Consider the following 11,811-nt stretch of genomic DNA (forward strand, 5'->3'; position numbering starts at 1 on the left):
CCCGCTGATTGAAGGTTACGGTCTCAGTGAAACCAGCCCGGTAGTCTCCATGAATCCCATCGACGGCGAACGAAAACCGGGATCCATCGGATTGCCGGTAGTCAACGTCGAAGTCAGCATTCAGGATTCCGAAGGAAATATCCTTCTGGCTGAATCGCGAATGTTTTCAGTTAAGAACGACAGAGCAACAGTGAATGGAGTTTTGTACCAATTAGTGAGGTCCTCTCAGGATAACAGCATACTATCGGTGGTATCAAACAGCGGTGAGAAATACATGTATTTCTATTCCCCTGATGATAGAACTACAAAGTCAAATGCGCCTTTTTATCTGAGCGAAATCAGGGGGATCTGGCTAAAAAATGCAGAATTCACAAACCCCATGGGACAGCAAGTAAGGCTGAATCCCAACAGGCTCTTTACGGATTTTGCAACTTCAGAGAGAAAATACGGGATTAAAGTCATAACTTCTATTGAAAGTGGAAGAGCCGTTCAAAAAAACGTTGTTTACAACAAAAAGACTGGCAGGGTATTGATTGAAAGAGATGGTTATTTTTACGATATAGACGATAATGGTCAGGAATTTGCGGTTGATGGTTATATTTCAAATATCGGATTTAAGAACTTCATGAAGATGTTCAAGGACCCAAGGATCAGCGGTCCTTTTGTGAAAATCTTCATCTGGACCTTCACCTGGGCTGCATTAAGCGTACTTTTTACCTTTACAATAGGTTTGATTCTTGCACTGGTATTAAATGATAAAAAACTAAAAGGGACGAAAATCTATAGAACATTGCTCATTATTCCCTGGGCCATTCCCGCTTTTATATCTGTTCTGGTGTGGAAGAACGGTATGTTTAACGAAACCTACGGCATTATAAACAGGTTTATTATAATGGGGCTTTTTGGGGCTGAAAAACCAATAAAATGGCTGAGTGATCCCTTTTGGGCAAAGGTTGCTGTTCTTCTTGTGAACACATGGCTTGGGTTTCCTTACATGATGACGATAACACTTGGGGCGCTTCAGAGCATTCCAGATGAGCTCTATGAAGCTGCGTCAATAGATGGTGCTACAGGTTTTCAGAGATTCAGGAAGATTACCTTCCCATTGCTGATGATTGCGGTGGCACCGCTGCTCGTGGGAAGTTTTTCGTTCAATTTCAACAATTTTGTCGGGATTTACCTTTTAACCGGGGGAGGACCAGCCATTCCAGGAAGCTCGACACCCGCAGGGGCAACAGACATACTCATTTCATATACATACAAACTTGCCTTTGAGGGAAGAGGGCAAGATTTCGGCTTTGCCAGCGCAATTTCCATACTCATTTTTGTGATAGTAGGTGGATTGAGTTGGTTGAACTTCAAACTCTCCGGTGCTTTTGAAGAGGTGAACAGATAATGGCTATCGAAAAGAAAAGATACTGGCTAAGGCATCTTATCCTTATAATAGTAATCGCGGTAGTTCTCTTTCCAATGGTATGGCTAATATCAACTTCTGTAAGGCGCGACCAGGCCGCCTTTTCTCCAAATTTATTTTCCACCAGGGTTACTTTGCAACACTATAAGAACTTGTTATTCCCCGAGCGCAGCGTGCAAAGACTTATCCTTGATATTCAGGAAGCAACCTACAAACTCGGGCGGTTCAGGGATAAAAGCGAGAAGTCGATCAACAACACCGTAGAGAAATATCTCAACAAATTTGAGGCTCTGATGTCAGAATCAAAGCAAATCGCTTCTGATCTTGGCACTTCTTTTGCAAGCGCAGATGAAGTCCTTGGTGCTGATATTGATAAGAAAATGATTTTAGCTTTAAATCGACTGAGGGAAGAAGATCTTAAGCTAATCGACGAAAAGCTCGAAGAACTCAAGAATGCAGAAGATGACAATGTAAAATCGGCAGCGGCTCTTGAAATTCTTTCCTCTTTAAAACCATCAACTAATGGTGAATTTATCTTCTTTCTGGACAATGTTAAGCTCGATGACGCCCTAAAATTAAAATCCTTTTTGCGAGATTTTGACAAAATGCGGATAGGGATTTTGAACGCTGCCACGAATTTATCCAGCTTATTGGATGACCTCGACTTTGAGATGAAGTCTGAGGTTCTTGAAAGTCTTTCGAGAACCTCTGAATACATCTCGACAAACGGTGCTGAATACAGCCAATGGAGAAAAAACGAATATTATAAGTTCATAAGAAAATATATCAGCAGGTTAGAAAAAGATCTTCCTGAAGATCTATCTGGAAAGATAAAAAACGAAAGAGAAGGGCTTTATAACTCTTTTAAAGCTGCTAAAGCCAGCTGGGATGAAATTGAGACATTGTTTAAGCAGTTAAAAGATGAATTGAAAACTGCAAAGACTAAAGCTCTCGGGACAGATTATACCGATTATAGTGCAGCGATAGAAGAACTTTCAGATGTTGAGAATGAAATCAGCCAGAAGGAGAAATTTATTGAACAATCTCTTGCTGGTAGAGCTGAGTTACGCGAATCCATGTCAGTAGCGATACCGATACTTGTTCCTGAATCTGGAAGACTGAGGTCGTTAAAATCGGTGATTGAAAAAGCTCTTGAAGGTCCAAACATAAAGCCAACTGAAGCGGAAAAACCCGAGGAGTTATCGGACTTTTACAAACGCCTGGAAAGTATCATAGCTGACTTTAAACAACTGGGATATAAGGACGATATCTACGCGGCGCTTTTGAATATTGAATCAGATCTGGGCTGGTTTGTAGAGAGAGCTGGTATTCTCACTGCCAATACGAACAATTCGGAGATCAAAAAGGCTCTTGAGATCCTGGAGGCTTCCAGAATAAATCTTTTAAGAGTCATACCTGATATTGAAAAAGTTGTGGGAGATGCCAGATCTCTTGAGACAGGAATTGCGACCGCCCAAAACGAACTAAACGAACTTAAAAAGAGAAAGGTGCTGCTTGAGCAGAAGATAGCTGAGTTGACTAATAGCTATAATAAACTTCTTGAAAAATACAACGCCAATGTAGAGATCATAAAGCTGGAATACGCACATACGATCGTGGCTGAGAATATTACCGATATCACAGCTGCTGAAACCTACGCAGAAAAAGCTGGCGAAATTGTTTCTGAATGTTTCGGGTACAAATACAATAAGCGTTATCGCGACTTTACCTGGTACAAAGATTTCAAAGAAGCACAAGACAACATAACAGAAGGTACCAGTGTACTCAGCGAAGCCATCTCAGAGCTAAGTGCTCATGAGGCATTGTTGAAAGAAAAGATCTATGATTACATTCATTTGCGTTTTCTCGGAACACCTGTTACCCTTGATGAATTTACGCTTATGATCGCCAATTACAACAAATATTTCCAGGTTTTCAATGCCAAATATCAGAGAGCTTCACGGAAGATCTCGGACTTGCTTGACTATCCCTCAAGCTATTCCAGCCAGTACAATCCCCAGTTAAAGAAAATAGATAGGTTGCTTTTCAGGAGCAATCAGATATGGATGCCCAAGGAAAGCACGTATTTTTACTTCACCAAATGGATAATGAACTCTATAATAGTTGCCCTTATGGTTGCTTTGATAAGCGTCACAGTAGCCGCACTTGCGGCGTATCCTTTCAGCAGGATGCGCTTTTTTGGGCGTTCACAAGGGCTCCTCTTTTTGCTCCTCATTCAAATGTTCCCGTCTATCATGTTCATGATAGCCATATACGCTTTGCTGCAATTTATGGGGAACTATATTCCTTTTCTTGGGTTGAATAGTCTTAGCGGATTGATATTCGTCTATTCAGGTGGAATTGCTTTCAACATCTGGCTTATAAAGGGATATTTCGATACAATACCTGATACCCTGGAAGAATCGGCTATGATCGATGGTGCAACAAGATTCCAGACTTTCTGGAGGATAGTCTTACCGCTTGCGCGACCAATCCTGGCAGTTATAGCCATTCTCACCTTTATGGGTATTTTTAACGAATTTGTCATGGCGCGCATTTTCTTGCAGGACATTAATAAATGGACTTATGCCGTTGGGCTTCAGCAGTTCTCAGGGAGATTTGAAACAAGTTGGGGGCCTTTTACTGCTGCAGCGCTCATAGGTGCTATTCCCATGATCACATTTTTCCTCATTTTACAAGATTATATTGTAGGAGGCCTTACAAAAGGCGCAGTGAAGGGGTAAAATTGATGCGGGGCTCTAGCCCCGCTTTTTTAGAGGTGGTATCATGCTTGATGAATATGATATGTTGCCAGATTATAAAAGAAGAGCTATTTCCAATTTTTCATCGGGATTGATTGCGCATTTTTGTGGACATAGTCCTTATCCAGCTTTTCCCTTTAAACAGGATAAAATAGACCTTTCAGATATTGATAACATTGTTGTTTTTATCATTGATGCTCTTAGATATGCGACAGTTGAAAAATTGCTTAAAAGAGGAAAATTCGAAATTATTGGTAATACCAGCCTCAGTTATATGACTTCTGTATTCCCCTCAACTACAACAGCGGCTTTAACTAGCTATTTCACAGGTGTTCCACCTGCCAAGCACGGTATGCTCGGATATACGCTTTATTTGAAGGAGTACGGTTCTATTGTCAATATGATAGAACTTACACCACTCTATCAGGAAAGGGATTCTCTTAGCCGTATAGGCTTTGATCCACTGAAATTTATACCTGTCCAGACGGTTTTTCAACAGCTATACGAAAATGGCGTGAAAGGTTATTTGATTACTTCAAAAAGCTTTGTGAACACCGGATTATCCCGTATGCACAGTAATGGCGGGCATTCAAAGGGTGTATATGGAATCGGGGACACCTTTGAAGAGCTCCATTCTCTTTTAAAATCTGGTTCCCATGAAAGTCTTACTTTTGTTTATTGGGGGCTTATCGATACTTATGGACACAGATATGGTCCGAGTTCGGAAGCCTATGAGCTGGAGTCATATTGGTTATTGAAAATAATTGAGGACTTTTTCATGAGAATCAGAAAGAAAAAGGTGGCTTTCTTTATCGTTTCTGACCATGGCCAGATAAGTACACCATGGGAGGAAGAAATCTGGTGGTCAAGGCATGACAGGGATATTTACGATTTACTATATGCTTTGCCAACCGGTGAACATCGTGCGACATACCTTCATACCCACGAACCCGAAAGATTGAAAGCTATCATTGAAGAAAAATATCCAGGGAAATTAAAAGTCCTTTTAAGAAAAGAAACATTGGAGCTCGATCTTTTCGGTGGCATTCCTGAGCCGGGCTTTTTGGATAGAATTGGCGAAGTCGTTGTGATTCCCGAAAGAGACGGATCCTTTTGCTTTAAATATACAGGGCAGGAGCATTCCATGAGAGGCAGACATGGTGGGCTTTCACAGGATGAGATGAAAATCCCGGTTATTTTCATGAGAAAGTGAAGGAGGTGTACCATGAGAAAATTTGATGTAGTGGTTATCGGTGGTGGCCCGGGGGGAAGTGACTGTGCCATAAGACTTGCTCAACGCGGCAAAAAGGTGGCTATTGTGGAAAAGAAGCACTTTGGGGGTACCTGCACAAATGTCGGCTGTATACCCACCAAAGCCTTGCTCTATGTCTCAGGCCTTTATGCTGGAATTAAAGAAAAGGGAAAACGCCTGGGGCTCTCGGGGGAGTTAAGTTATGACCTTAAAGGCATGAAAAAACATATGGAACGTTCCATTTTAATGTCCCGCAAAGGGACGGAGGCATTGCTGAAAAAATATGGTGTGGCTATTATAAAAGGAACCGCCTATTTCGATAGAGGTAATTTCTACGTTGAGGAATCAGGTGAAGAGTTGAAGGGAGATTACTATGTTATTGCAACCGGCTCGCAACCAAAAATTCCCGCGACTCTCAGAGTCGAAGGTGTGTGGAATTCAGACGACGTATTTACGATGGAAAGTATTCCTCAGAGTATAGTGATAATCGGTGGAGGAGTTATTGGCATAGAAATGGCGACGTTGTTTTCAAACCTTGGAAGCTCTGTAACCATAGTTGAAATGATGAATCGCCTTCTTCCCAATGAAGATATTGATGTGTCAAAGGCTATTGAAAAATCGTTGACCCGTCGGGGTATTAAAGTCTTGCTTTCCACAGCAGTCAAAAAGATCGAAAAATCTGAGACTTTCAACATAAAGCTCAACAACGAAATGGAATTTTCATCTGAAAGGGTTTTAGTTGCCATCGGAAGAGAACCCGTTATTCCCAAAGGTCTCGAGAAAAAAATCGATACAAATAAAGGGGCAATTATAACTGATAGAGATTTTAAAAGCAGTCTTCCGAATGTCTACGCTATAGGAGACGCTCGTGGGAAAGTAATGCTTGCCCATGTTGCCAGCGCTGAAGGTGTATATGTAGCTGAAAAATTATCTGGAAACAACCCTGAAATAGATTTCAATGCTTTCCCATCTGTGGTTTACTCAACTCCAGAAGTGGCGTCTGTGGGCTTAAAAGAAGAGGAAGATGGTTTAAAAGATGGGCTCAAGAGCTTTCTCTTCCCAATGAGTGCAAATGGCAGGGCAAACACGATGGGCGAACGGGATGGTTTTGTAAAACTCGTGGTAGATGCTAAGGGTACTATTGTTGGTGGAAGCCTTGTGGGTGCCCATGTGAGTGAAACTTTGATGGAATTGGTTCTGGCAATCAAGAAAAGGATGACGCTTAAAGACCTTTCTGAGGTTATTCATCCACACCCAACAATTTCCGAAGCTATAAGAGATGCTGTCGAGGGGTTGGAAGGGAACCCGTTGCATATTTGATACTCAAAGGGCACCGGTAACGGTTGCCCTTTTGCATTTTTTCAGGAAGCAATGTTCGCAATCCGGTTTCTTTTTGCATAGGGTTTTTGAATGTTCTACAATAAGGGCATGAAATTCCCGAAATAAATTCACATCGTTCTGGAAGGCATTGTGAAAAAGGGCTTGAACTTTGTCGTAATTCTTTGAAGTTTCGATGCCATACCTCTCAAGAAATCTAAATGTGTAGGCATCAACGACGAATATGGGCTTCTCCAAAGCGTATAAAAGTATAGAATCGGCCGTTTCTTTACCTATCCCCTTGATTGACAGGAGCTTCTTTCTGATTTCTAAAAGCTCATCCTTGGCATTTAAACTCAAAAAGAGTTTTGCTACTGCTTTAACGGCCTTTGATTTCCGTGTGTGAAAACCCGCCGGTTTGATCGCTTCCTGTAAAAGTACATCTTGCAGTTCGTAAAGGCCTTCAGGCAAGAGGACCTTCAATTTTTTGAGATTTCTTATGGCTTTTTCTACATTGTGCCAATTTGTGCTCTGGGTTAACACAGCACCGACCGCTACTTCAAAAGGTGTCTCGGCAGGCCACCATCCATGGGGATTGTAATGTTTATGCAGTTCCTTAAAAATTTCTTCAAGGGCTTTTTTTGCTTCCATGCCTTTTTTCCCAATTGATTTCAGCAACGGATTTTTGCAAGTAGTATGGGGCTAATTCCCTGAGGTTGACAAACTCCCTTTTTTCATAAGATTTTTCAGTTAGTCTCAAAAGGTCTTCTATTGCCGGTGGCTTTGCGAGCCTCATGCTCATTCCCGGTAAATCCAAGGAGTAATCGTGGTCTTCAAAAACAACTATTTCGTCGGAATTTAGCTCTTTTTTCAACTCTTCAAGAGGGGAAAAAGCTGGGGAGGTTTCTTGTATCAACTCATCGCTGGTTAACCTATACCTGCGCCAATAATAATGCCCTTCTCTTCCTCTTCGGATCACCACACCTTTTTCTTCAACGTTCAAAGATGCAATTGCCAGTACATCAAGGGAACAAAAAACCGCTACGGAAAGATTGAAGGGGAATGCAAACCCCTTTATTGTTGATATGCCTACTCTCAAGCCAGTTAAAGATCCAGGACCGATACCGCATCCGACAAAATCGAGTTCTGAAGGATTGAGACCAACATATGTTAATAAATCCTGCATAGCCGTTATAAGAAAGGCGCCATGTTTGCCAACGGAGTTAAGTATAACTCCCGCTTCTTTGCTTTTGGCTTTAACCGCAACCATTAACCTCTGCGAAGAACTGTCAAGCGTTAGAAAATTCATATTGCCTCCCCGTTAATTTAAATGTTTAAAGCCTTCTCCAAATACTTCTGCGTTATTGACGACGATCATGAATATATCTGGATCTTCTTCTTTGATTATACGCCTTAATTGCCCTAACTCCCTTCGTCTCAGCGATACCATTAACACAGGCCTTTTTTTCCGTGTGAATCCCCCCTCAGCATTGAGCAGAGTAACCCCTCTTTCCATTTCTTCCAGTATCCTGGTCTTCACTTCTTCAAACTTGTCTGTTATTATGAAAGCTGTTCGTGTGTTTCCAAATCCCTCGAGAATCCCGTCAATGGTCTTGCTAGTTGTAAAAATGGTGATAATACCATACATAGCAACAAGAGGGCCAAAAACTAATATGGCAATTGTTGTTATTATGGTATCGACCAACAGGAGCCCTATCCCTGTGCTTATGTGAAAATATTTGCTGAGAATCATTGCCACAATATCTGTTCCACCGGTCGAAGCACCACGCCAGAGTACCATGCCCATCCCTATTCCTGCTAATGCTCCGCCGTAGATCGCTACAAGAAGCCCTCCATCTTGTACGCTGGAAGCCAGAAAAATGGGAATTTTTACATATTGAAGTACATCTATAAAGACCGACAGAATAACGGCTGAATAAATGGATTTAACACCAAAACCCACACCAAGTAATACAAAAGCAAGTGTGAAAAGAACCACGTTGTAAGCGAGCATTTGAAGACCTACCCACCAGCCAAACATTTTATAAAAAATTATTGCTAGACCGCTTACACCACCAGCTATAATGTTATTGGGGATCAGAAAAGATACAATTGCTATGGCTGTTATCAAAGAACCAAGAGTAATGACAAAATAATCTTTGAAAGCCTTGCCAGGACTCACGTTATCACCTCTTTCAATTGGCGGTTAACCTCTGTCATTATATCAAAAAACAAAGCGGCAACCTGTTAAGGTACCGCCTTGCATTATACATTTGCATTAATGAGGCATTATCTCGAGATGCCTTTAGTCCTTGCTAATTCTTCCAATAATTTCTTTTCTTTCAAAGAAGGTTTGGGAATTTTTACCTTTACCGTAACCAATATATCCCCGCGCCTTCCGCTGCTCATTGAAGGGATGCCGTATCCTTTCAATTTGAATACAGTACCCGGGTCAGTACCGGCGGGAATCTTAAGATTTTCATAACTTCCTTCGGGTAAAGGAATTTTAACAACAGTGCCCAAAGCAGCCTGAGTATAGTCAATTTCTACGGTGTATAAAATATCATTACCACTTCTCCTGTAATATGGAGGCATGCTAACTCTGACACGAACATACAGATCACCGTTTGGACCTCCATACCTTCCAGAATTTCCCTGGCCTGCAAGTCTGATGGTAGCGCCATCTTCTACTCCAGGTGGGATGTTTATTCTGACACGGTGCCTTTCTTGAACAGTTCCCGTACCATGGCAAGCAGGGCATCTTTTGTTGATTATTTTCCCCGTTCCTCCACAAGCCTCGCAGACGTGTGTGTTGGTGAAGACACCAAAAAAGGATCTGTGCTCTTCTGTTACCGTACCTGTCCCATTACATCGTGGACATGTTGAGAAACTTGTGCCGTTTTCTGCCCCGGTACCGTTACAAGCGTTGCATGTTGCTTTTCTGTTGTACTCGAGAAAGGTGGTTTTCCCGTTTATGGTGTCTTTAAGTTCCACTGTTATGGTAGCGTGTATGTCCTCACCTTTCACGCTTCTATGAGTTCTTGTACTATGAGCTGTCCTTGAACCGCCAAAAAAGACGTCGAAGATATCCTGAAAATCACCAAAGATGTCTTCAAAAAAACCTCCACTATTTCCGGAAGTCTTTCCGCCAGAATAGCTGGGCTCGCCTACATACCCAAACCTATCGTACATGGAACGTTTTTGCGGGTCACTTAATACCTCGTAGGCTTCCTGGATTTCTTTGAATTTCTCCTCAGCATTTTTCTTGTCGCTCCCCTTGTACGCATCCGGGTGCCATTGCTTCACTAGCTTCCTGTATGCCTTTTTTATGTCTTCCTTAGTGGCATCTCTTGGAACGCCAAGAATTTCGTAATAATCTTTTCTAGTTGTCATAACCTCACCGCCGTTCACTGCCCGGATGGGGTGTCATCAGAATGTTCTCTCTCTTGTACTCTCGGTTTAACGGCAACCACAACCTTGGGCGCTTTCAAAATTTTGCTGGCATATTTGTATCCCTTTTCTTTAACTTCCAGGATGGTCATCTCTTCAGCAGAATCAGATTCCACGGTCTCCACCGCTTCGTCCCTGAAAGGGTCAAAGGGTGAACCGGTAGCGGGCAAAATTTCCTCTACGCCTTCTTCAGCAAGTATTGCGGCAAGGCGCTTGTAGAGCATTCGGACACCCTTGACAAAGTTTTCAGAGGTGCTATTCCCATGATTTAAAGCCCGCTCAAAGTCTTCAAGTAAGCTTATTAATTTGAAAATAACATTCTCCTTTTCTCTATTAATGAGAACTTCCTGTTCTCTTTGAAGAGCCATGCGGTAATTATGAAATTCAGACTTCATTCTTGCCAACTGATTTTCAAGGTTCTTTATATTTTCATCTTTTTCTTTGAGTTTTTTCTCAAGAGCCTTTATCTTTTCTTTCAAGATCTGAGAAGCGGTTTTCGCCTTTTTGGGTTTTTCCTTTTTTTCTTCCATGATATCTATCACCTCCGATTCATCGCTTGCTGAATACTTCTGATAAACGATTCGACATGTATTTTAGATATGCGTAAATTTTTTCATAAGGTAATATCTTCGGCCCGATAATGGCTATGGTTCCAAGACGCTCGTCAAATTTCTTGTATCCGGAAATAAACAAGGAAAAATTCTTTAGATCCTCTATTCCAAGTTCATTTCCTATGATTACCTTCTCTTCAAAATGGGAAAATTTATCAATCAGATTTTTTAGCCTGTCCTGGTCCTCCGTGTGCTTTATCAGCCCAACAATATCCTGCCAATTTAACGCATTTGAAGATACGATATATTCAAGACCGTATTTTACATATCGGTTTTCCTCTTCGCACTCAAAAACATTTTGAAGTATATACAGCATCTCTTCAATTTCCTCGTTGTACCAGTGGTCGTTGAGCAGTTTGAGTTCTTTTAGACCTTTTTTTATCTCGCCTATCATTTTTCCTTTGATAGCATCGTTAAGCCGTTGTTGGAGGTCTTCGTAATGGGTAAAATTGTGACCAATATATACTGTTGAATTCACGGTAACACCCAAATCCGTAACCAGGGTTACACCGAAATAGTTTTGTGATATAGGCGAAATGGCGATGTGCTTAACCAATAATTTTTCCTGTTTTGGCTTTTCAATCACCGCATAGGTCATGGTTACCTTTGAAAGTGCTTTGGCGGTAACCTTTAAGATTTTCTCCACATCTGCGACAATAGCGGTCTGGCGCAAGGAAATAGATGCGCTGTTGTCTTCAAAATCCGAGGCGAGCTTTTGAATAGAATTGAAATAAAACCTCAGTCCTTTATCAGTTGGAATTCTTCCAGCTGATGTGTGGGGCTGAAAAATATATCCCAGGAATTCAAGCCTTCGCATATCATTGCGAACAGTTGCGGAGCTGTAATTGATGTTAGAGCGTTGCAAAACCTGCTGGGAACTAACAGGTTTACCATATGTGATATACTCTTTAACGATGCAATAAAGTATCTTCACCTGTCTGTTATTGAGTTTTGGCTTTTTCTCGGAATCCCTGGCGCTCATTAGCACTCACCTCAATAGACTGC

At 41.6% G+C, this 11,811-nt stretch carries 10 protein-coding genes; 4 read left to right on the forward strand and 6 right to left on the reverse strand.

Annotation, left to right across the window (positions count from 1 at the left end; genetic code table 11):
* The 4 genes from AC3LHT_RS00255 to lpdA all read left to right on the forward strand — a co-directional run.
* Positions 1–1,396 (forward strand): ABC transporter permease subunit (locus AC3LHT_RS00255; protein ID WP_488661632.1); only part of this gene is annotated, 1,396 nt, incomplete at its 5' end.
* Positions 1,396–4,158 (forward strand): sugar ABC transporter permease, encoded by a 2,763-nt coding sequence (locus tag AC3LHT_RS00260; RefSeq protein ID WP_488661633.1) that lies wholly within the window; start codon positions 1,396–1,398, stop codon positions 4,156–4,158. The genes AC3LHT_RS00255 and AC3LHT_RS00260, both read left to right, overlap by 1 nt.
* A gap of 43 nt (positions 4,159–4,201) precedes the next feature.
* Entirely contained in the window at positions 4,202–5,389 is a 1,188-nt protein-coding gene (locus AC3LHT_RS00265; protein WP_488661634.1) for an alkaline phosphatase family protein, read from the forward strand.
* A 12-nt stretch (positions 5,390–5,401) separates the two neighbouring features.
* Positions 5,402–6,748: a dihydrolipoyl dehydrogenase gene (lpdA, locus tag AC3LHT_RS00270; RefSeq protein WP_290666095.1), complete on the forward strand. Its 1,347-nt coding sequence runs from the start codon at positions 5,402–5,404 to the stop codon at positions 6,746–6,748.
* A gap of 3 nt (positions 6,749–6,751) precedes the next feature.
* Here the strand turns inward: lpdA and AC3LHT_RS00275 are convergent, their stop codons facing one another.
* The 6 genes from AC3LHT_RS00275 to hrcA all read right to left on the reverse strand — a co-directional run bounded on the left by AC3LHT_RS00275 (position 6,752) and on the right by hrcA (position 11,788).
* Entirely contained in the window at positions 6,752–7,396 is a 645-nt protein-coding gene (locus AC3LHT_RS00275) for an endonuclease III domain-containing protein (protein ID WP_290645081.1), read from the reverse strand.
* Positions 7,374–8,054, reverse strand: coding sequence for a tRNA (adenosine(37)-N6)-threonylcarbamoyltransferase complex dimerization subunit type 1 TsaB (tsaB, locus tag AC3LHT_RS00280; RefSeq protein ID WP_488661635.1), 681 nt, complete (start codon positions 8,052–8,054; stop codon positions 7,374–7,376). Before tsaB ends, AC3LHT_RS00275 begins: the two co-directional genes overlap by 23 nt.
* A gap of 12 nt (positions 8,055–8,066) precedes the next feature.
* Positions 8,067–8,927, reverse strand: coding sequence for a YitT family protein (locus AC3LHT_RS00285; protein ID WP_290645077.1), 861 nt, complete (start codon positions 8,925–8,927; stop codon positions 8,067–8,069).
* A 107-nt stretch (positions 8,928–9,034) separates the two neighbouring features.
* Complete coding sequence (gene dnaJ, locus AC3LHT_RS00290; protein WP_488661636.1) at positions 9,035–10,138, reverse strand: molecular chaperone DnaJ; 1,104 nt, start codon at positions 10,136–10,138, stop codon at positions 9,035–9,037.
* Positions 10,139–10,152: 14 nt separating this feature from the next.
* A complete protein-coding gene (locus AC3LHT_RS00295) occupies positions 10,153–10,725 on the reverse strand; it encodes a nucleotide exchange factor GrpE (protein ID WP_290645074.1) in 573 nt (190 codons plus the stop codon).
* Positions 10,726–10,744: 19 nt separating this feature from the next.
* On the reverse strand, positions 10,745–11,788 hold the full coding sequence (gene hrcA / locus AC3LHT_RS00300; RefSeq protein WP_290666088.1) for a heat-inducible transcriptional repressor HrcA: 1,044 nt from the start codon (positions 11,786–11,788) through the stop codon (positions 10,745–10,747).
* Between the last annotated feature and the right edge of the window lie 23 nt (positions 11,789–11,811).

It is taken from the genome of Kosmotoga sp. (genome assembly GCF_982836095.1).